We start from the raw sequence: 21,727 nt of genomic DNA on the forward strand, positions 1-21,727 counted from the left end.
ATCTATTTTTATCCCACCAGTTTTTGATAATACTTCTCCAATTGTTTTATATTCCGTGCTCTTTTTAAAGAATCGGCATCATTTTTATCCGTATAGATCAGCCATTTATTATATAAGTCATATAAAATTTTCTGTCCGGTTTCGGTTAAATCGAGATTCGTATATAAAAGTTTTACAATTCTGCCTTCTCTGTCTACAGGATTTTCCTTTATCAGTTTTTTTTCATAGGCAAAATTAAGAAATGTAAGATTTTCTTCATATAGTTTATAAATAGTTTCAGGATAGCCTCTATAACTTTGAAATATAAATCCTATATCAACGACCACTTCTTTTAGAAAATATAATTCATGATAGACATAATGTATGATTTTTTCAAGGTTCTCCTTATCTTCCAGATTTGTAACTTCAATGAATTGATAATACTTCCAATTAAATAAATTTATCGTTTTAAAACAAGGCAGTATATTTTCCGTTTTTTCAAAAGTTGGCGCATAAAGGACATAAAACTTTTCCTGATACAACACACCGATTCGTTTCCCTGACACGAGTACAATATACTCTTCAAAAATGGCTTCCAGTGAAAAATTATTTATTCCTTTGCATTGTTTTTCCATATATTGAGCAAATTTTTTAGTGGTCATTTATTCCCTCTCTCCTAATCCGAACATAAGTAATATCCGGTTTTACTTTATCAAATTATACATGATTTTATGGTGTTTTTCTATATAGTAAAAATATAAAAACAACTACTCTGATATATAGAAAAAAACGGTTAAAAATGATATAATACAAACAATATTTAATTGGTGAAGGGCTTTTACATGGCAAAAGAAACAAATACTTTAAAAGAATTTTTAGATAGCGAAATCTATTCGGAGCTGATTCGGCTTACGGACTCGGCAAGTATTGAAGAAAAAATCAAGGATATTGAAATTTCCCGATTACATGATAGATTAAAACAACGTCAATTTTTATTGGAAGGTTTTACTTGTAAATTATCTACCGAAAAAGAACTGGCCGAATGGTATTTGCATCTAATCAAAGAAAATAAAAGCGATATTGTTCTTTGGACAAAAGAATTTTGGAAGTATAGTAATGATACGCCAGATGAATATCCTGACGGCGAATTTGCTCCGGAAGAAGAACTTGATGAAGATGAAAAATCAAAACTTATTTCAGTCGGCAAATATACAAAGTCATGTTTAGCCATGTATATGCTGGAATTCGATATATTAAAAAATCATCCTGAAATTTTAGCAGATTATTATAAAAGGCTGCGTATTCCGGGTGCGGTCAAATATGCAAGAGAAATGAAAAAACTCTTTTCCCGAATATTCGGGGAAGGTTAAGGCTTCTTCAAGATTTGCTAATCCTTGCAAAAAGTTTTTATGGGAGGTATGAAATGGCACGATACGAACTTGGTGCAATTTACGAAATAGATGCAGGCGAAAAATCCTATTATGCCCGCCTTTTAAATTGCGATTTATACGGAGTATTCGCCCCCCTTTCCGGTGAAATATCCGAAGAAGCGTTTGAAAATACACCATATCGCCTGTATATTTCTACCGGCAGCTATGCAGTAAAACGAGGCTTTTGGAAAAAGCTTTTTCCTTCGCCCGATAAAACGGATATTGAACGCTGGAGCCGTCCTCTGCATTTAGTTGTATTTACACCTTGGGACATTGAAGGAGCCCTCAACCGCCGAACTTCATTTGACAAATACGCCCATACTGAAATACTTGATGAAAAAACTTATATTCAATGCCTTAAACAGGGCTTTATTTCAATCATTCAACCTATACACGAAAAAGTCCCGCAGTTCCTCAATAATTATTACGATGATTGGCCCGCAAGTGAAATTTACAGCGACGTTCTAACCGGAGCCGGCACGGCAGAACATCAACAAAAACAAATGAACAATTTAAAGAAACTGGGATTTGATGTTTCGAAGTAGCAAAACAGGAGAAATAAAATGCTTACACTGAAAGAATTGATTAAAAATCAAAAAAATTTTAATGAAAGCTTCTTTGCGGAAGTGTCAGATAAACTATGGGAAATCGGAGAAATAGAAGAAATTAAAAATCAAACCGATGAAGACTTATTTCTTTTTCATATTGCCGTTAACATCATAGGAAATTGGAAGGGTGACGGTTGGTGGGAATTTATCTGTAATTATCCTCAGCTTATCCGGTATGTTCCCGACACATTGGCAGCATTAAAATTACCCGATATGAAAGCGGCCTTTGAAAATGTGATAAAATGTTTCCCTGAAAATACGGTTTTTGAATATTCCAGCACCTATGTAGATACGGTCAATTTTCTTCAAAATGTCAGATTCAAAATAAGCGATACATATTTAAATTCGATTCCCGCAGATAAGAGAAAAGAAATGTCCGAGGCTTTGCATAAAAGCATTGATGACCTTGAATTCTTGACGGATAAACGCTGGGCTTATGATGCAAAAGATGAAGGTTGGTCGGATGTAATTGATTTTATCGAAGAAAAGAAATAACGGAGGAGATGATAATGCACTATATCGGAGAATTAACAACAGACGGTTACGGAATGGCTATTATTCCTATTGATTTGCTTACGGGATATCTTGCTTCAAAAAAATGCAGGGCGAAGAAGCTTTTAAGTTATCTGCAAAAGAACTTCGATCTTTTTCTGGAGCTTGTAGAAAAAGGCAAGCTTGTCCCATTTTATCGAATCAATTCTTTTGAATATCATATATTCGCCTCTATAAATGAAGAAGCTGTCATACCTGAAGGATTTAAAGAAGTATGCAGGTTTGAAAAATTTTATCTTGAAGTGGGGGATTTAAATAAGATATGTTTTTCCTGCTTCGATGATTTGGACTATGATTTTGAAAATATTAAAAAAAATATTACAGAGCACACGGAATATATTAAAACCGGTCCGAAAGAAATTATGGAGCCGTATAATTACCGTTTAGGTTTTGATATACCCAAAGGAAAATATGAATTCGACCTCATAGGCTTGGAAAAAATCGAGAAAACTGAAAGAGAAAGCAAAAACTACGGCTATGCCTTTGTGTTCAAAAAGAATGAAAATGCAGTAAATAATAATGTGACAAAATGTGATAATGAAGACGATACTTATAAATTTAATGTGAATTCAAATGTTTAATATAATTTAAAATTAAGGAGTTAAACGCGTTTGTATTTTATAAATATTACTAATATGCTATAATTAACATATTAGAGGATAACAAAAATGAATAAATACATTGAATCGGAAAAAATAGAGTTAAAAGAAAAATATAGGGAAACGATTGTAAAAGAAATAGTATCTTTTCTTAATGGAGACGGCGGGACAATTTTTGTTGGAGTGAAAGATAATGGTATTGTAGTTGGTGTAAATAAAAGTGATGAAGTGCTTAGGAAAATATCCGATATTATTACATCACAAATAGAGCCGAATCCGCAAGACGAAATAAAATCAGAGATAAAATTTGATGATGAAAAACCAATCATTGTAATTCACATTAATAAAGGCAAAAACCATATTTATTGCCAAAAGAAGTATGGGTTTTCTTCTACCGGATGTTCGATAAGGATAGGAACAACTTGCAAAGAAATGACTCCGGAACAGATAAAAATAAGATATGAACAGAAATTTATTGATAGAGAATACATGATTAAGAAAAAATCAAATTCAAAAGAATTATCTTTTAGGGAGCTCAAAATATACTATTCTGAAAAAGGTTATCATCTGGAAGATAAGACCTTTGAAAGTAATTTGAACTTACGGAATGAAATCGGAGAATACAATTTATTAGCTGAACTATTATCGGATAAAAATAATATCCCTTTTATATTTGTAAAATTTCAAGGGAAAAACAAAGCTTCAATTTCTGAAAGAAGCGACTATGGCTATGGCTGCCTTTTAACAACTTATAGCAAAATAAAAAATAGATTACAAGCTGAAAATATCTGTATTTCAAATACAACAGTTAGACCTAGAAAAGATACCTATTTATTTGATTATGACTGTGTAAATGAGGCCATATTAAATGCTCTAGTTCATAATGATTGGCTGGTTACCGAACCGCAAATATCTATGTATAACGACAGACTTGAAATATTGTCACACGGAGGTCTTCCAAACGGCTTAACTAAGAAACAATTTTTCGAGGGTATCAGTAAACCGAGAAATGCAACATTGATGAGAATTTTTCTAACTATGGGTCTGACAGAACATACGGGGCATGGAATCCCGACAATTGTCGAGAAGTATGGAAAAAAAGTCTTTGAAATTGAAAGTAACTATATCCGCTGCATAATTCCATTTGAAAAAGAAGTTACGGCTGTGTTGACAAATAAAAATGTCGGTTTGAATGTCGGTTTGAATGTCGGTTTGAATGTCGGTTTGAATGTCGGTTTGAATAAAACAGAGAAAAGAGTAATTGAACTGTTAATAGAAAAACCAAGCTATACTTCCGCTGATCTTGCAGAAAAAATAGAAGTTTCCAAAAGAACAATTGAAAGGACTTTTAAAACTTTACAAGAAAAAAACATAATAGAAAGGATCGGGTCAAAACGTGACGGAAAATGGATTGTAGTAAAATAAAACAACCGAATCGCTCAAATTAGGAAAAACCCTACCTCCGTTACTTAAATGGAATGTAAAATAACTGCCAAAACGCCGAAAAATTTTCAACCAAAATGCCGAAAAAAATATTGCCAAAACGCCGAAAAAATGACATAATATATGCAGAGGTAAAGCTTAATGAAAGAATATAGAGTCCGCATAGTAGACGATATGTTAAAAGATAAACTTGAGTCAAAAGGAGCTGTTGTTATTGAAGGCCCTAAATGGTGCGGAAAAACCACAACAGCAATGCAAGTCGCAGGCAGTATATTGAGAATGGATGAACCAAGCAAAAGAGAAACAAATATCCAAATGTCTGAAATAGACCCCGGAAGATTGCTAAAAGGTAAGACCCCAAGACTTATTGACGAATGGCAGATAGCACCAAAGCTATGGGATGCAGCAAGATATGAGGTTGATACAAGAGGTGAAGAAGGACAATTTATACTTACAGGTTCGGCAGTACCGATAGAATCAAGGGAAATAACTCATTCAGGAACAGGACGCTTTACATGGTTAATGATGAGACCCATGTCTTTATTTGAATCAGGAGATTCAACAGGAGAAGTAAGCTTGAATCAACTTTTTGAAAATCCTAATGTGATAGACGGTATGAATAATTTAAGTATAGAAAAATTGGCTTTTTTAATTTGCAGAGGCGGGTGGCCTCATGCCGTTGGAATGAAGGAAAAACCTGCATTACTCCAAGCTGAAGATTACTATGAAGCAGTCATAAAATCCGATATTAATAGAGCTGATGGTGTGAGTAAAAATCCGGAAAGAGTAAAAAGATTGATGAGGTCTTTTGCAAGAAATCAAGGAACACAAATTTCCAACACTATGCTGAGGGATGATATAATTTCAAATGATACGGAATCTTTAAATGAAGACACTATTGCATCCTATATTAACGCACTAAAAAATATTTTTGTGGTCGAAGATATGCCTGCGTGGAATCCTAATTTAAGATCAAAAACATCAATCAGATCTTCCGATACAAGATACTATGTAGATCCTTCAATAGCGGTAGCCGCTCTTGGAATTGGGCCGAAAGATTTGACTAATGATTTAAACACAATGGGGCTGCTATTTGAAACGCTGTGTGTAAGAGATCTTCGAGTATATGCAGAAAGTATTGGAGGTAATGTTTTACATTATAGGGATAAATCAGGTTTGGAATGTGATACGGTAATTCATCTAAAAAATGGCAGATATGGTTTAGCAGAAATTAAACTGGGCGGCCAAAAATTTATTGAAGATGCAGCGGAAAACTTAAAATCGTTGTCGAATAAAATCGATACATCAAAAATGCCTGCTCCTTCTTTTTTGATGATAGTTATTGGAATAGGAGAGTTTGCATATAAACGAGAAGATGGTATTTTTATAGTGCCTATAGGATGTTTGAAAAATTAATTTTTGGCTGCCTCTCGAAAACGGAATGCTTGTAAAAAAATTATTTGTTACAAATTTTACAGCAGGGAAAGGCTGGGAAGAAAATGGCAGTGTGGAACGGTTCAAGTTGATATGAATTTACCGGAAAGATTTGATATTTCGTATGTAAATGAATCAAATCAAAAAGAACGACCAATAATGATACACAGGGCATTATTCGGGTCAATTGAACGTTTCTTGGGTATATTAATTGAACAACATGCTGGTCATTTACCATTTTGGTTATCCCCATCACAAATTGTAATTGCGACAATTAATGAATCTGTAACTGATTATGCAAATGATATTATGAATAAATTAAAATCATGCGGGTTAAATGTGTCTGTTGATGATCGTAATGAAAAAATTGGATACAAAGTTCGTGAACATTCCGTTGCTAAAGTTAATATAATTGTAACAATCGGGGATAAAGAAAAATCTGAAAATATGATAACATTCAGGGAATTAGGAGAAAACGAAAATAAAAAAATGTCACTTGATGATTTTGTAAAATATGTTTGTAATTTGTCACAAATGCCATCAATGGGCATGTAGTTTTATTTTACTTTAAAGAAATTTCGATAGGGGTTTTTAACCCCTATTTTTTGATTTTTCCCTCCCGATATTTTAGACAAAAAAGGTAAATTTTGAGATAATAAAATGATCCCTAGATGGGATTGTTTTATTATATGTAAGGTATTGAAAAATAAGGGAAAAGGGGAGGATATGGGGGGGGGTAGAGAGGAGAGAAAAAACTTGACAAAAAAGAGTAAATAATATAGGATTATTGGTATCAACATTATTGTTGAGGAAATATTTTTATAAGGAGGTTTCTTATGAATAAGAAATCAAAAGAAATCGTAAAGAAGCTTTGCTTTACGTTGGTAGTTGTGATCAGTATCATTACTATTATTGGATGCCCTAATACTGTGTCCAGTAAAGCTAATGGTACTAGCAGCAGTGGTGGCAGTACTGGCGGTGGAAATGATCCTAAGCCAGATCTGGTAAAAGATACTATCGAGGTGATGAAGATCAAAGGTAATAATGATCCAATCGTACGCGATAAGGATGGTCTTAGCTTCGGTTGGAGAAACAATAAGTTATGCTTGTTATCTACTGAAGATCTTTATACTACTGGTAGTAGTAATGGGGATCCTAATTATCCCCTTGATGAGGCTTTTAAAAAAATCAAAGCCGAGATTGGTGATGAAGGAGTCGCTTTCATTCCTACATCTTTTGATTCTGTCTCTGATGGACTTAAGAAAAGGTGGATTGCGGCAAAGAAGACTAAATATACCAAGGTTGGAACGATAAAGTACTTGGAGCCAAAAGATAGTCTTAGCTATATAAAAAAATATATAGATAATAAGGTTGGTCTTGCAAATCTGAAAGTTCTTGGCTTTGCTAATACAGGGCAGTATTTTACTGTAGATAAAAATAAAAATATTTTTATTGTTACTGATGATACTGCTGCTGTACATTTTGCAGATTGGCATCTTGTTTTCGTTCCAAAAGATGATGCTCCAAAAGACTTGGAGAGTTATTCTTTCCATTATGGTCCATATACTTTATGGGATAAAAGTCACCCAAATAACCAAGATGACCCGAAATCCTTGATTGATGTAAATTATAATGCAGATGTTCATATGTTTACATTATCGGATATGCTGAAAGATTCCTTGAATAGGATAGGAAAAGGGGTTATTGCTGATCAGGTTGTTGCGGAATTTCCTCCTTTGTCACCTAAGAATAAAGATAAATATGATGTTTACCTTGTTCTTGGGAAGTTGTATTCTGCTGGTTTTTCTACTAAATTTGGGTATGAAAGGGTTAAATATTCCTTTCGCAATGTCCTTAAGCTCACTGATTATGATGATTATTGGAAGGATTGCTGGGAAAAGGATGAATTAGTCAAACCCACATCGCCGTAAAAGCAAAGTTTTTCTTTTTAGGTCCTGTCTTTTTGGCAGGATCTTTTTTATAAACAAGTGAAACAATCATTAACGAGGAACATTGTAGTCATTCTTTCAATATTTAATCTTCTACCTAATTCATCAACTACTTCACTTATATTATGTTTCTTACATACTTTACTTACATTGTCATCAGATAAATTTTTTAATGCTACTCCTGTTGAACTATCTTTAGATATTGATAATAAACTTCTCATACAGCCGATAAGAGAAGTCATAGACATTAATACGGGCGAATACGCTTCGGGAAATAGATAAGCAAGGATGAACTTATGATAACAATCGGAAACATCGGAAGATTTGAATCTATACCGCAAATTTTAAATGATGTACTAAATGAAAATATTTCTGCATTGGAAGAACATCTATTAAACGGGTGGAAGATTAATACAGCAATCAAAGTCGGCAAATACACCGAGCTCTCTCCTTTGGATTTTGCATTGATAATGGAAAAATTTCAATCTATAAAATGGCTGACGGAAAAAGGAGCAAACCTTAATGCAAAGGAGCATCCAAGTTTTCTTCTCGCAGTGAGATATTGTAATAAAGAGGTAATAAGGTTTCTTGTTTCCCATGGTGCAAAGATAGATGTAACGAACAACGTAGGTTCGGAAGCTTTTTTAGAAGCGTACTATGGTAAACGCTTTGACAATTTTTCGATTATACAAGAACTTGGGCATACCGCGGCTAAATACGGCGGACAGCTTTTGCGTCACGCGGTTTCTGATCATAATTATAAAATTCTAGAATTTCTAATTGAACACGGAGCAGATATTAATTACAATAAGTCTGACATGGTATATTCCAATCAACCGACTCCATTGTGTGTAGCTGCAAGATATGTTGATTTGGAAATGTGTAAATTTTTAGTAAAGCATGGAGCGGACCTTACGATCGCCGAAAAAGATGGAATGCGTCCATATAGCATAGCCTTGGAAAAAGGCGATGAGGAAATGGCGGAATATTTTAAATCATTAGAACCTCCTGAGTTTCATCAAACGCAAAATAAATTGGATGAATTAAAACCGTATAAATTGCCAAAGAAAATAATTGAATTTTTAACCGGTGAAAACCTACACTTCGATTTAGCGGATTCCGACTTTGAATATATTGAGTTCTTCAAACTGATCGATACTATTCCATTTAACTTCGGCAGACAAAAATTATTAAGACTCTCCCGCTCTCTCGGAGATTACAGTCATATTTATATTGTCTGGAATCCGAAAACAAAAAAGATTGCAAGCTATGATATGGAACATGAAGAGCTCATCGATTTGGCAGGCTTTGATGATTTTATAGAAGATATGACAAAGTATATGAATCTAATTTTTACACTAGACAATTTATAAAAAAACTACTAAAATGGTTATGGCTACTAAAAAACAGCTTTTTAGAGGTGCCCAAGAATATATCTGAAAGGGAGAATATATGGACAAAAGAATAATTGATAGAATCACTAAACTGGGCGGCAAATCGGCCTTTGAAGGCGAGAACTTGCTACGAAATATGGAAAGCATTAGCTTGCCTAAAAGTTATCTTATGCAGGACTTTAGCGATTACTTAGAAGATGATTTGCTCGATAGAATAAAGGCAGAAGGGATATTACCTGAATCGGAAATCCCATATCCAAGGATACAATACAAAACTGAAAAATTTACTCCTTTTACAAAAGGAACAGCCGACTATGATGAATACTCCGGGTTTATTCATAAGGAATATGTAAACTCAGTAATTCCTTGTAATGATTTAGAGTTTTTAATTATTGGCGAATCCAACTCCTATCCCAATTATTACTTTATATGCCTAAGCGATAAAGATATTACCAATCCCAAAGTATACACTACAGATCACGAAGTATTCTTTAGAGAGATTGAAAAATTGGGGCGTTTCTCTGACTTTCTTGATTTATTCATATCTGAAGATGAGTATAAAATAGAAATCAACAAGCTGAGAGAATAGGAAGGCTATAAGAATAATTATGTGCAAATATTGAGATGATGTAGACAGCAAAGCTATGTTTGATGAACTGCCTGACCCAAAACCTAAAAGGAAACGATAGATTGGGAAGATTGATTTTTATTTTGCTGCTTTCCGTTTCAGGACTTATTTTTTTAGCGGTTATCTTCGGAATGTATATTTATATGAAACGAACCGTATCGGGCGGAAAATCATTGATGGAAGAACCGGTAAACAAACAGACCGATACTACAAAAATGAGGTTTAGTGAGTTTTTGGTATATGCATCTGTCGTACTTGGAGCGGTATTATTTGCCTTACAGGTGATAAAAAAGGGAGGCTCAGGATTTTCTAATTTGGCAACAGCTATCCTCCTGCCTCCGGTTATGGCTCTTTTTAATGCACGGAAGCGTACCGGAAGAAGCATTTTTATATTTATGGTTGTCGCAATATTTTCACTTTATATGTTTTTGGTATATATCATAATCAGTGTTCCGGTGAGGCCTCCGATTTTTACGATTAACAACACAAAGATTAAGATGGCTCATACAACTGTTGCCGATATAGTAGCGGACGGATTCGACATATATGTAAAACAGGATAATCCTTCCGGCAGAGATTATAAAAAACTGCTTTCTTGTGGCGCTTTTAAAAAATATCCTGTCGATGGAAGTATTCTCGTTGAAAAGGGATTCCGAAGAAATAATACTGCTATACCTTATGCTAATTATCTTCTTGTAAAAAACGGCTTTGTAATTGGGAACATCGGTCTTTACGGTCATAAAAAGAATGATACGGTATTGGAGGGCTGTAAAATCATTCATTTAAAACTTGATGAATACTGCATTTCCGATGCAAGAGCAAATTCAATTCGTTATTGGCTTGATGATGTTGAGCTGCTCGTTCCATTGCAGCGAGAAACCTTGCAAAAAACATTCGATAAAAAACTGTGGTTAGTACCGCCAAGAAATACGAGAGACATAACTCAGCTGCACTACGGCATTAAATGGTCAACCGGAAGCGATCATCTTTTTTGGAATGAATACTTTGCTTATATTCATTTTAATGAAAACAATGACATGACCGGCTTTGAGATTTCAACCGAAATAGCACGTGATTGGAATGAATGAAAAGTGTGAAGGACTACTCTTCATTATAATGAAGGATGTACATCCGTGTACACTGCGGCTGATATAGACTATGCTCTACGACTGGCGAAGGTTATAATCTACATCCGGCATAGATTATGATCTTTATCTGCTGGTTTATATAAGACAGTTTATATGCCTTTTGAATTGATAGTGAAATAATTTAATATTTTTTACTACTGTCATAATCGCAAGAGCTGTCGGCATGGCGGGGCCAGGTGATTTTAGATTCATCGTATTTTCCCGTTTTTAAGAATTTTTCAAATTCCCTTTTTGTTTGTTCATCAGTTCGTATAAAAGTTTGTATAAGTGTTTTATTATCGGGTAAATAAAACGAAAAATAATCACCGTCAACTTTTAGATAAAAAATAAAATTTTCACCCTCATTCGGTAATTCATTATTTCTAATTCCGGCTTTCTGATTATGATCAGAATAATAATAGTGCCCAACTATTAATTTATATGTATCGTTATCTTTTTGTATATTAGTAATTTCTCCATCAAAAATTGTAAAATAATTATTAAAAGAAAATTGAATATTTGTTATATATGTATTATTCTGATAGAAAGTACAACATTCTTTCCAATCTCTATAGTCATCATCATTTTTTTCTTTTTCAACAGTTGTACTATAACAATCGTATATTATATTTATATTTCTCTTTTTTAATCCTTGAAAATAATCATCTATAAAATAAACATTTCCAGGTTTCGTTAGTATATCCGCATCAAAAATATCATCTGTTATTTCAGGAATTAAATCATTAGCTCTAATCTTTAATCCTTCATATTTATTTATCAATTCCGCATAATAATCATATTCATTTTTTCCATTATTAAGATATTCAAATAAATATCGTGATATTTGTATTTTTTTATTTTTTTCTATCGTTTCAATAATACTAAAACTATGATCATAAATATTAGTATTTTTTGATGTCTTTACTATTTGTTGCGAACAAACACTCCAGAAGAATAAATGATACATACAAAATACATAAATTTTTTTTCATTTTAATTACCTCCGCCATAGGATCCCAATTTATCAATATGATTAAATGGGTTATAATTGAGTGTTTACCAGAGTCTTATTGTTGATTCCATAAGCATTGCATAATAAAAAAAATAGAAAAAGCCTAATTATTTTTCTTTTCATATAAAATCTCCTGTTGTTTTAATAATGTTCCGGCGACAGTATTTATGCAAATTCAATATCGCTCACAAGCCGCGCCGTATTTTTTTTCTTACGGTATGATAAGCGATTCGAAAGATGAAAAAATTACAACCTGCATGCCAAGCGTAAGCCGAGACTACCTGCATGAAAATCGGGAGTATAAAAGAGCCTGATCGGCAGCGCTGCGTTATATATATCGATATCTATACCGCCGCCCCGAAAGACACGGCAGGAATCGGGAATATCGTCAATGTCAACGACACCTGCTTCTACAAGCGAGTCAGGCAAAAAATCTTTGACGCGGTCCCAGCACCATTCCCACACGTTGCCGCTCATATCGTAGAGCCCGTATCCGTTCGGTTTCAGCTTTTTTACTTCATGGGTTCGGTTTTCACTATTCCCATCATGCCACATATATCGATCGACTTCTTCTTCGTCATCGGAGCCCGCCCATCGGCTTTCAACGCCGCCTTTTGCGGCCCATTCCCATTCGGCCTCCGACGGCAACCGGAATCCGTTTTTGCTTATATCCACGGTTACGGCATCCCATGCCTTTATAATTCGATCCTTTTGAGGCATATATTCATCCTCAGAAGGAATTTTATCAAACGGAAGTGAGGCAAAGTCTATCGGTTTTCCTTTCACCGTTACCGTATAACAGGGTTCAAGGCCGAGCTTCAAACTGAGCTTGTTGCAAAAAGCGATTGCCTGATACCAGTTTATCATTTCTACCGGCCGTTTTTTTTGTTCTTCGCCGCCGGCAGGTTTCGTTTCTTCGTCATTACCGTTAAAACCACTCGGGTTATTGCCCATCACCGCCTGCCACAACTCCTGCGTTACCTCCGTTTCGCCGATCCGGTAGGACGGCAAGCTGACCATATGTGCAGGGTTTACGTCGTATTCTCCGTATCCGAGGGTACCGTCCGTTACGGCGGGAATGGTTATCATCGTAAACGATACGCCGTTTACCGTATACGTCTTACCGGTAGGCAGCATGTCTGCATTTTCGGCATTTACACCGGCACTGCCGCCTGTCATTGCAATAAGCACCGCTCCTAAAAATAATGTTTTATTCAATTTTCTTTCCTCCAAATATATTTATATTTCGGTTTTATAATACTGCTTTACCACAGTCTCCTTTCCCAAAATCACCTTCAACATTTTTGTAGAATATTCTGCATTTTTCTTTTGTAAAAGCTTGGATAATTCCGTCGGTTGCCCACAAAAGAGGGTGTTGAAAATTCATTTCCCCAAATTCAATATCGCTGCGATAAAATGTATTTGAATTTAATTTTTTCTCATCTTCAACTGTCATTCGGTACGGCCATGGATGGTGATGCCCGAAACTTCTTTTGCAAACACTGCAATTTCCATTATCCAAGATGCCGTAAGAAACTTTACCCTGGTATTCGATACGCACCGAATTTGACCGTACAATATCAAAGTGCATTGTATACAAAAATTTGCAAACATAGTATCCATGCGATTTTTCAAACGGAATAAACTCAATTCCTTGCATATTATATGTATGATATATATCATAAAATCGCTGACTTGCGATAGATACACCATCTAAAGTACCAAAGAAAAATTTCTTTTTTCGTATTTTAACTATCTTTGCCGCTTGTGAAATTGCTTCATCACGGTTTAATACCATCTTACATACTTCACAATAGTCTATTTTTATTTTATCGCCCATGTCGAAATACAGATTACGCTCGTCACTGTCGCCATATATGCTGCAATAGTTTATTATCAACGTTTTCCTCCATAAGTTTTTTTCGCTTAATTCATATAAATACTCGCTTTTCTATCTTTTTATATCATAACTTTAACGCTGCGATAAGTTCTTCTCCATCCGTATCTCCTGTTTCGACAAAACCGAATGAGCTATATAGTTTACGTGCAACTTGATTTTCAGGTTCATAAGACAACCAACAATATTCAGCTTTTCCGCAAGGAAAAGTCTTAACGAAATCTAGAGCCAATTTAACTGCTTCTTTTCCAAACCCATTGTTTTGATACGCTTTATCAATCATCAGACGCCAAAGATTATAATTTCCTTTTGCTATTTTAGGTGCATCAATCCAATAGTCATGAACATCAAAACCGATCATCAAAAATCCGACCGGTGTTTCATTGTCATATATCCCGAATGGAAATGCATAACCATTCGCGGTGATTGTAATGTAGGCTTCAATGATACTTATATCGTTGGCAGCAACAAAGCTTTTCTGTACTTCCGATACCTGCAGTTTCAAAATATCCCAAATGTTTTTCCCGTTTACTTTTTCCAAATGAAGCATACTATATCCTTTCTAACTTAAATTTATTCTGCAATATTAATTCCTTTCTTGATAAGTTTTTTCTTTGCTTTTTCGGAAATATAAATAACGGTGCCGTCAATAAGTTTTAAGTTTGGAAACTGTGCCAACTCTTCATCAGAAATAGACTTAATATCAAATAGATCATCCTCGCCGTCCCATTGCGGAATAAGCTGCATATTAATTTCATTTCCGCCATCAAGAAACAGCTGTGTTACCTTTGGGGCTAATTCAGCAGGAATTTCCAATTGCTGAAACCAGCTTTTTACTTCAGGTATCATTTTATCGTAGTAATCATCGGGATCTATTTCTTTTTTTGCATAATCATTGCAAAAATCATATACATCAAATTTCGGTTTAAGCAGTTCTTGTTCATACATCAGCTCTTGGATAACAGCAAGTTTAAAATTGAAGTTTGTAAATGTTAACACTTCACCTTCTACCTTTTGCTGTTTCCATTTACCGCTCGACACCCTCGGCGGTTTATACCAAAAACTTATCTCCCGTATAGGCTCAGGTGCGGCACGTACCAAATCGGCTATCTCATCGGTTTTTGATTTTCTCAAACGCTCCTGAAAAGATATTGCATCCAGAACCGATTTTAATTTGCTCGACAATGAGCAATTTATTTTCCAATTTTCCACTTTCATTTCTAAAAATATATAAGCATCTCTCAATGTTTTTTGAGGTATAGCTTCCAAAATAGTTTTACCGTTTATCGTAAAAATGCCGGGAAACACCTGTTTGGGATTTACATCGAAAAACGAAAATTTTACTTTTTTCTCCCATTCCTTATCTTCACATATTCTTATGTCTAGTTCGCTGATACGTCCTTTGGAAACAAAACTCTTTATTCCTATATTATCCCAGATATATATTTCCTCTAAATCATCTTTACTTATTGTTCCATCAGGCGGCTTACGCAATACTTTTCTATATTCACCGAATTTCTCCGCAAGAATATCAATTGACAAGTTTTCAATAAACTCATCATTAATATACAAGCCGTTTTTAGTTAAATTGATATGAAGTTTCTGTTGCGGCATAGCCGGTTGTTTATCCTGTTTGTTCGATTCCTTGCTTTTTATAATACTCATTTTATATCTCCTTACCATATAATATTTCTTTAATAGCTCTTATGTCAAGTTTATACCATGTTTTATTAACATACATAAGTGCATCCCATAATTGGATTTTTACTTCACTGTCATCACTATATCGTATTACTATTCTTAACTGCGGTGCAGTCATCTTAAACATCTTTCCGTCATTACGCTCATCATCATATTTTGCAATATTTAAAATATCCGTTATTGCTTTTATATCATCATGCTTAATTGTTCGTAAGACTGTATCCGTATTATCGGAAAACTGCATTGACACAATACCGTCAGGGTTTATAATACATTGTTTTGGAATAGTCATAACTCGATCCTCTTCATCGGCAGATAGTGTAAAAGAAGTTAATATAAATATACAAAATGCAATTACTTGTTTCATTTTTCCCTTGATTACAGAGTGTTCACAATTTCAATCGTATTCTCAGATTGAAGCAGGCTGAACAGTTGTTTATAAGCATTTATGATTTTTTCTCTATTTTCTTTATCTGACAAACCTAAAATGTAGCAATCGCTATTTGTGTCGATAAGATATAATACCTTGTCACTCATCGCAGCAAGCCTACGGAAAACTTCCGGCGGTTCAAATTCCGTATCTTTATCCAAGTGAAGCATATTCGCTTTTATCTTTTTTGCTAATAGATTGTAACCGTATACAATATCTCCTACATCCGCCTTCCAATCGAACATTGCCAAATAGTTCAAATCTATAAAATCGTTTATCAAAGAGACGCAAATATCTTCTTGTTCCAATGCTATGTGGTATATTTTCTTGGCTTTTTGCGGAGATATGCCGAGTAATTTGCAAAGCGATAAAAAAGTTTGTTCCGTATCGGCAGGTAAGCTTTTGTTCCGGCAAGCAAGTTTTTCTTTTTCCTCCCAAATACGTCTGTCTTCTTCTTCAAGTATTTTTACTTGCAGTTGTCCGTATTGCGTTAAAACCGTTTTTATATTCTCAATGATTTTTTTATCAAAGATAGGCTTGTTCTTTCCTATAAAATTGAACCATTCTTGTCCCTTCTCGCCTGTGATTTCATAATCATAAGAAACAATTTCACAACGATCTCCGATTCTCACAACGGCAAAGATTTCATCTTCACAATAATCAACCATACAGATACTTTCGGGTATAAATGCTTTATGGCCGCTATTTTCGTAAAAGCGATTGGTGTATTTTGAGCTTTTAAGTGAAATACAATCAAAAATATTTTGTTCTTTAATTTGTGTCTCTATCATTTCTTGAGCCTGACTCGAAAACTTTGCGTTGTTTTCCAATATCTGCCGAAAGAGTTGTATATCAAATGCCGACCCGCCTATGAGTTTTTCGTCTTTGTAGTACACCCATGACACAGTTCGGCCAATATTTTTTCCGTTCATATTCCATTCCTTTTTTTATTTATGAATTCACATTGCATAATGCTATTTCTTTTAAGCCTCTATCGTAAAGTGAGGTAAGGCATATTTCGTTTGTGATGTTTTCGAGCCTGTGTTTGGACATTCCTCTTGGAAAGGTAATATCGGAATATTTACGTGTGCTGAGTGAAAAAACTTTTTGCTTGCCTTTCCAATCATCGGTTTTAAAAAGAGGAGTCATTATCACATATTGAGAGTCAGTAAAGCATCCGTTGATGCCGCCTTTTTTACCATCTTTTTTTAAGTCATCTGATTCGATAAGTTTTTCGATTACTTTCCCATCTTCGGAAATTCTTGCAAGGGCATAATAATTCATTCCCCACTTATTAACCGATGTTTGGCTGTCGCCCGGAATAAAGGCATAGATTTCTTTATCCGATATTTTAATGCTGTCTATTTTAGGTGCCTCGCCGCATCTGTCATCTTGATGTATAAATGCTTTTTTATCTATTGTAGAAAAACATTTCCATTCGGCAGATTTTGCAGCAGCATCAAATTTCAAAAGGGCAAAATATCTTGCGTCCCCGTAATAAAATTCATTTTCAAAGCAAACGGGAATTGTCTTGCTGTCGGATATATTTTGAAAATACCTCTGTTGAGCTTTTTCCGGCACAATGCTTCCTCTTAGCCGTGAATTATTTTTTATCGGAATTATTTCCGGAGAGGAATGAATGCATGAGTAATACCGCACTTCTTTTGCCGAAATGATGAGTCCGAAACTTATACCATATCGAAAAAGCACAGGATAATCTCTGCCTGATGTTTCCGCATATTCAATCGGAATCTTTTTTATGCCATCGACAGAAAGCACAAGGAGGTAAAATTTACCCCAATCGCTCTTCTCGCCCGTAGTCAGAATTATAGCAGTTCCATCCGGCAACAAAACAGAGCCATGCACAAACGAAAGCTCACTATCCAATTCCCATTTTTTCAATAAACTTAATTTTAGGTTATTCATATTTTTATCTCCTTATTTGTTTCAATATACTTAATCCTTTCAGCCGATCTTCTTCATCAACTAATCCTCATTCTTTCATATCATATTGTACCATTTTTCCTTATCCTTTTTAAGGAGGAAAGATGAAAATCTTACAGTAGAAAAGAAACCTTAAAAAGAGTATAATAGTATCAAATATGTAATGAAATGAGAATTGTGAACGGAGAGATGATAAATGGCAATAGACGGTGTAAAAATTATAGACAGTGATGACGGGTATGATATTTACAATACCATAGTTGAACGATATAAAGACGGTGAAAATATCGATGCAATAATTGAAGATATTTTAAATGACGAGGAAAACTTCTGCATAGATCCATTTTACACGGAAATTTACTGGACTGCATTTGCCTATTCTTTATGGAAGGTAGGGCATTTACCGGAAGAGATAAAGAATAAAGCGTTAGAAATAATTGCAAAAGATGCTGATGATTTCTGGCTTGAAATTGACGGCAAAGCTCTGAAGCAAAGGCAGAAAGAGCTTGATAAACTGGCTGTTCAGTTACAAAGTGAAAATCCTAAACCGATTAAAGTACCGAAGGCAAAAATTAAACGGGACCCGTATTTTAAAGTAGGAGAAGTGCTTGCAGTTAAATTTGAAAATGAGTACGGCGCCGTTTTTGTTTCAGATGTTGATCAGACACCAAGAAAAATAGAATATCATTTGGCTTGCACGCGCTTGTTACAAAAAGATAAACCGACTATGGATGATTTTTTGAACAGCGAAATTGCTTGTAAAAAGCAAAACACAAAATATGCTCTGGATACGGATTGCTGGTTTAATCACAAAGACTTAGGACTTCTATTAGATAAACTTGAAAAGATAGGCGAAGCGGTTTTTGAGGATTATGCTCTGTGGTCATTGTCACCTGCTGATACGCTGGAAAATATATATGAAGAAATTACCGCCGATAAGGAAGTCTGGCATCTTCGCTTTATGGAAACGTATCATTTGATAAAAGAAATTAAGTAACAGGAACCTGATGTTCATCCGACTGAATATTTCCGTCAAAAAGTTTTATACATCGATCCGTACTTGCTCCGATTCCCGGGTCGTGAGTAACAATAATAATTGTCGTTCCGCTTTCATTTATTTTTTTAAAGAGGTTAAGAACCTGAGCTCCTGTTTTGCTGTCCAAAGCACCGGTCGGCTCATCGGCTAAGATAATGTGCGGTTTTGTTACCATTGCACGTGCAATGGCGACACGCTGCTTTTGACCGCCGGAAAGTTCATTAGGACCGTGGGAAAGTCTATCGCCCATATCGACATGCTCCAAAGCTTCTTTTGCAAGTGCAATGCGTTTAGCTCTTTCCAGCCCCTGATAGCGTAACGGAAGCATAACGTTTTCTAAAACCGTCATATTTGGAAGCAAATGATACTGCTGAAACACAAAGCCGATCGTTTTATTACGCAGCACAGCAAGTTCTTTTTCCGTCATCTTTGCCGTTTCTTTTCCGCCGATTTCCAATATACCGCTTGTCGGCCGGTCAAGACAGCCTATCATATTCATACAGGTAGACTTTCCCGAACCTGACGGCCCCATTATCGAAACAAATTCTCCCTGATCTATACTGAAGCTTATGCCTCGCAGGGCATGCACGATGCTTTCACCCATTTCATATAATTTTGTAACGTTTTCCATACGGATAATAGTTTCACTCATTTTTCAAATCCTAATAGTATAATTTTAATTGCCAAAACTTTGCATCTATATTATAAACCTTTTTAAAACCATGAAGAAAGTATTTTTGCTCTTACTTCAAATTCCGTATCTTTTAATTTAACAAATTCTTCCCGATATATTTTTAATACTTCAAAAGAATAATAATAAAAACTGTAAAAAAGATTATCAGGAAAAACATTCTCATCTTCATACCGGAGACAATCATCATCTTCATTATAAACTTCAGACCATAAATATTCTTCTTTTAACATATCTTCAAAAAAAGGTAAGGGAGCGGCATGCTCCAACTCATCTCCTTCACAAAAACTCTCAGCTATTACGGCAAAAACTTGCAGTAGTTCTTCTACAATGTAGTGCGCATTCTTATTTGTACCGCTCTGAGTTAAAGCTTTCATAAAAATTCTTGTAAGAAATATAAGAGCAAACGGAGTTGCATACCACAAAGTGCTTTGATGTTCAATATTTATTGCTATTTCATACAATGCATTTTTTATTTTATCCGTATCCTGCATGTTTTCCAATATTTCAAAGTATTGAGGAAACAATGTTGCTCTTCCATAAGTTGTAGGAAGCCGATGCCAAGGTACATCTTCTATTTTTAAGTTATGAATATAAGAATTGTTTTTCATACAATATTACTCCCTTTCATATTTTTAGTATTATGGTTTTGCATGATTCAATAGGTACTTTAAATTCACTTAATTTTTAGTTTTATCTTTTACCACGCCGTCTATAAGGCGTGAAAAATCTATTGCGTTTTTTGAATTAATTACGGGTTTTCCGGTTTCTTTTTCTATTTCTTTTCGTGTATTTCCTGCGATGCTTCCGCCGCGCCGTGCCGTTTTTTTATTTTCTTCAAGCCCCTTAGGGTTAGTAGTATTGGTTAATTCAGTAACGGTAGCCTCTGCAAGCATATTAAGAACAAGCTCAAGTGTCGACATATTGTCTCTTAGATTTTCTTTTTTGAGGTTCTTAAAATCCTTATATTGTCTAACGGTCATACCGCTCCATGCTTTAGATATTTCGTTTGTCAAAATAGCATATTCTCTGCCTTCTTTTACGCCATGGTCTTGCCATGTATCGGTAAGTTCCTTTCTTACCTGAATAGCTTGCAGGCGCTGATTTATCCATTCCCTAGTATAGCCTTTTTTAAGATAGGTTTCTAAAGCTCTATCAATTGTCAATTCCGGATCTATGATTTCATCAACTCTTTCTTTTCCCACCTCGGCGAGCCACATCTTAAAGGGCTCTGCCTTAGGTGACGGAATAGATTGTATAATCCTAAATATGCCTTGCATATCGGCTGCATCGGTACTATATTTTTTACCGTCAGCAGCCTTAAATTTCAGTTGTCGACAAAATGTCGACAACTGACTTTTTTCTTCTTCTGACATACGTTTTTTAACGCGGTACCAATAATCCCTCGGATTAGGGCTGTCCGTTAAGGCTCCTATAACATCCACAACACTAAAATACCACTCTTCTTTTTCGTTATCCCAAACGGAGCGTATTTTATTATCTTCAAATAACTTTACTTCGTTATCCACGATATCGTCCTCCTTAGCATCCGCCGCTTTTTACAGCTTATATTTCTCAATCAACTCCATCAGCACAGACGCGGTATCAATTTCTTCTGAAAGTAAATCGTCAAACTCCTCTTCAAGCTCATCCTGCCTGTCGCAAATCCATGATAAAAATTCTTTTGCTTTTTCATAGTTTTGATGAATAAAATAATATTCACCTAAAATACATTTTGCAGATGTAACACTGGCAAGATCATCATCGAGTTCGATTACCTTATTCAAAGTTTCCAAGGCTTCATCATATAATTTTTTATTTAGTTGAAGCATACCCTTCTTTAGATATAATTCTCCATTCATATTTTACCCCC

The 21,727-nt window shown here is 34.9% G+C and carries 25 protein-coding genes; 12 read left to right on the forward strand and 13 right to left on the reverse strand.

Annotated features, from left to right (window positions below):
* Window positions 1–8: 8 nt before the first annotated feature.
* The gene (locus HO345_RS10185) at window positions 9–641 is read right to left on the reverse strand and encodes a hypothetical protein (RefSeq protein WP_253682810.1); all 633 of its coding nucleotides are present in this window, start codon (window positions 639–641) and stop codon (window positions 9–11) included.
* 180 nt (window positions 642–821) lie between these two features.
* Between HO345_RS10185 and HO345_RS10190 the strand changes: the two genes are divergently transcribed.
* The 11 genes from HO345_RS10190 (at window position 822) to HO345_RS10240 (ending at window position 11,104) form a co-directional block, all read left to right on the forward strand.
* A complete protein-coding gene (locus tag HO345_RS10190; protein WP_253682811.1) occupies window positions 822–1,349 on the forward strand; it encodes a hypothetical protein in 528 nt (175 codons plus the stop codon).
* A 53-nt stretch (window positions 1,350–1,402) separates the two neighbouring features.
* On the forward strand, window positions 1,403–1,954 hold the full coding sequence (locus HO345_RS10195; protein WP_253682812.1) for a hypothetical protein: 552 nt from the start codon (window positions 1,403–1,405) through the stop codon (window positions 1,952–1,954).
* Window positions 1,955–1,972: 18 nt separating this feature from the next.
* Window positions 1,973–2,512: a hypothetical protein gene (locus tag HO345_RS10200; RefSeq protein WP_253682813.1), complete on the forward strand. Its 540-nt coding sequence runs from the start codon at window positions 1,973–1,975 to the stop codon at window positions 2,510–2,512.
* Between the two features lie 14 nt (window positions 2,513–2,526).
* The gene (locus tag HO345_RS10205; protein WP_253682814.1) at window positions 2,527–3,150 is read left to right on the forward strand and encodes a hypothetical protein; all 624 of its coding nucleotides are present in this window, start codon (window positions 2,527–2,529) and stop codon (window positions 3,148–3,150) included.
* Window positions 3,151–3,237: 87 nt separating this feature from the next.
* Window positions 3,238–4,593, forward strand: a complete 1,356-nt coding sequence (locus tag HO345_RS10210) for an RNA-binding domain-containing protein (protein WP_253682815.1) — start codon at window positions 3,238–3,240, stop codon at window positions 4,591–4,593.
* A gap of 159 nt (window positions 4,594–4,752) precedes the next feature.
* Window positions 4,753–6,027, forward strand: coding sequence for an ATP-binding protein (locus HO345_RS10215; protein ID WP_253682816.1), 1,275 nt, complete (start codon window positions 4,753–4,755; stop codon window positions 6,025–6,027).
* 3 nt (window positions 6,028–6,030) lie between these two features.
* The gene (locus HO345_RS10220) at window positions 6,031–6,600 is read left to right on the forward strand and encodes a His/Gly/Thr/Pro-type tRNA ligase C-terminal domain-containing protein (protein ID WP_301338708.1); all 570 of its coding nucleotides are present in this window, start codon (window positions 6,031–6,033) and stop codon (window positions 6,598–6,600) included.
* 281 nt (window positions 6,601–6,881) lie between these two features.
* Window positions 6,882–7,976, forward strand: coding sequence for a hypothetical protein (locus tag HO345_RS10225; protein ID WP_253682818.1), 1,095 nt, complete (start codon window positions 6,882–6,884; stop codon window positions 7,974–7,976).
* 314 nt (window positions 7,977–8,290) lie between these two features.
* Window positions 8,291–9,367 carry an ankyrin repeat domain-containing protein gene (locus tag HO345_RS10230; RefSeq protein ID WP_253682819.1) on the forward strand — a complete coding sequence of 359 codons (1,077 nt, stop codon included), beginning with the start codon at window positions 8,291–8,293 and terminating at the stop codon, window positions 9,365–9,367.
* 79 nt (window positions 9,368–9,446) lie between these two features.
* Window positions 9,447–9,977, forward strand: a complete 531-nt coding sequence (locus tag HO345_RS10235) for a hypothetical protein (protein WP_253682820.1) — start codon at window positions 9,447–9,449, stop codon at window positions 9,975–9,977.
* 62 nt (window positions 9,978–10,039) lie between these two features.
* A complete protein-coding gene (locus HO345_RS10240) occupies window positions 10,040–11,104 on the forward strand; it encodes a hypothetical protein (RefSeq protein ID WP_253682821.1) in 1,065 nt (354 codons plus the stop codon).
* Between the two features lie 181 nt (window positions 11,105–11,285).
* Here the strand turns inward: HO345_RS10240 and HO345_RS10245 are convergent, their stop codons facing one another.
* From HO345_RS10245 to HO345_RS10280, 8 genes are all read right to left on the reverse strand, one after another.
* Window positions 11,286–12,110 (reverse strand): hypothetical protein, encoded by an 825-nt coding sequence (locus tag HO345_RS10245; protein WP_253682822.1) that lies wholly within the window; start codon window positions 12,108–12,110, stop codon window positions 11,286–11,288.
* Between the two features lie 291 nt (window positions 12,111–12,401).
* On the reverse strand, window positions 12,402–13,373 hold the full coding sequence (locus HO345_RS10250) for a formylglycine-generating enzyme family protein (protein WP_010693330.1): 972 nt from the start codon (window positions 13,371–13,373) through the stop codon (window positions 12,402–12,404).
* A 34-nt stretch (window positions 13,374–13,407) separates the two neighbouring features.
* The gene (locus HO345_RS10255) at window positions 13,408–14,055 is read right to left on the reverse strand and encodes a hypothetical protein (RefSeq protein ID WP_010693332.1); all 648 of its coding nucleotides are present in this window, start codon (window positions 14,053–14,055) and stop codon (window positions 13,408–13,410) included.
* A 64-nt stretch (window positions 14,056–14,119) separates the two neighbouring features.
* Window positions 14,120–14,602, reverse strand: a complete 483-nt coding sequence (locus HO345_RS10260; RefSeq protein ID WP_253682823.1) for a GNAT family N-acetyltransferase — start codon at window positions 14,600–14,602, stop codon at window positions 14,120–14,122.
* Window positions 14,603–14,625: 23 nt separating this feature from the next.
* Complete coding sequence (locus tag HO345_RS10265; RefSeq protein WP_253682824.1) at window positions 14,626–15,717, reverse strand: DUF6892 domain-containing protein; 1,092 nt, start codon at window positions 15,715–15,717, stop codon at window positions 14,626–14,628.
* A 1-nt stretch (window position 15,718) separates the two neighbouring features.
* Window positions 15,719–16,045 (reverse strand): hypothetical protein, encoded by a 327-nt coding sequence (locus tag HO345_RS10270; RefSeq protein WP_253682825.1) that lies wholly within the window; start codon window positions 16,043–16,045, stop codon window positions 15,719–15,721.
* Window positions 16,046–16,131: 86 nt separating this feature from the next.
* A complete protein-coding gene (locus HO345_RS10275) occupies window positions 16,132–17,115 on the reverse strand; it encodes a DUF6630 family protein (protein WP_253682826.1) in 984 nt (327 codons plus the stop codon).
* A gap of 19 nt (window positions 17,116–17,134) precedes the next feature.
* Window positions 17,135–18,109, reverse strand: coding sequence for a hypothetical protein (locus HO345_RS10280; protein WP_253682827.1), 975 nt, complete (start codon window positions 18,107–18,109; stop codon window positions 17,135–17,137).
* A 214-nt stretch (window positions 18,110–18,323) separates the two neighbouring features.
* Between HO345_RS10280 and HO345_RS10285 the strand changes: the two genes are divergently transcribed.
* A complete protein-coding gene (locus tag HO345_RS10285) occupies window positions 18,324–19,124 on the forward strand; it encodes a hypothetical protein (protein ID WP_253682828.1) in 801 nt (266 codons plus the stop codon).
* On the opposite strand, the gene HO345_RS10290 is transcribed toward HO345_RS10285, so the two are convergent.
* The 4 genes from HO345_RS10290 to HO345_RS10305 form a co-directional block, all read right to left on the reverse strand.
* The gene (locus HO345_RS10290; protein ID WP_253682829.1) at window positions 19,117–19,815 is read right to left on the reverse strand and encodes an ABC transporter ATP-binding protein; all 699 of its coding nucleotides are present in this window, start codon (window positions 19,813–19,815) and stop codon (window positions 19,117–19,119) included. The two genes, HO345_RS10285 and HO345_RS10290, sit on opposite strands and share 8 nt — an antisense overlap.
* A gap of 62 nt (window positions 19,816–19,877) precedes the next feature.
* Window positions 19,878–20,465, reverse strand: a complete 588-nt coding sequence (locus tag HO345_RS10295) for a hypothetical protein (RefSeq protein ID WP_253682830.1) — start codon at window positions 20,463–20,465, stop codon at window positions 19,878–19,880.
* Window positions 20,466–20,534: 69 nt separating this feature from the next.
* A complete protein-coding gene (locus HO345_RS10300) occupies window positions 20,535–21,383 on the reverse strand; it encodes a BRO-N domain-containing protein (protein ID WP_010693354.1) in 849 nt (282 codons plus the stop codon).
* Window positions 21,384–21,413: 30 nt separating this feature from the next.
* The gene (locus HO345_RS10305) at window positions 21,414–21,716 is read right to left on the reverse strand and encodes a tetratricopeptide repeat protein (RefSeq protein ID WP_253682831.1); all 303 of its coding nucleotides are present in this window, start codon (window positions 21,714–21,716) and stop codon (window positions 21,414–21,416) included.
* Window positions 21,717–21,727 lie beyond the last annotated feature (11 nt).

It is taken from the genome of Treponema denticola, assembly GCF_024181645.1.
Lineage (GTDB): Bacteria > Spirochaetota > Spirochaetia > Treponematales > Treponemataceae > Treponema_B > Treponema_B denticola_A.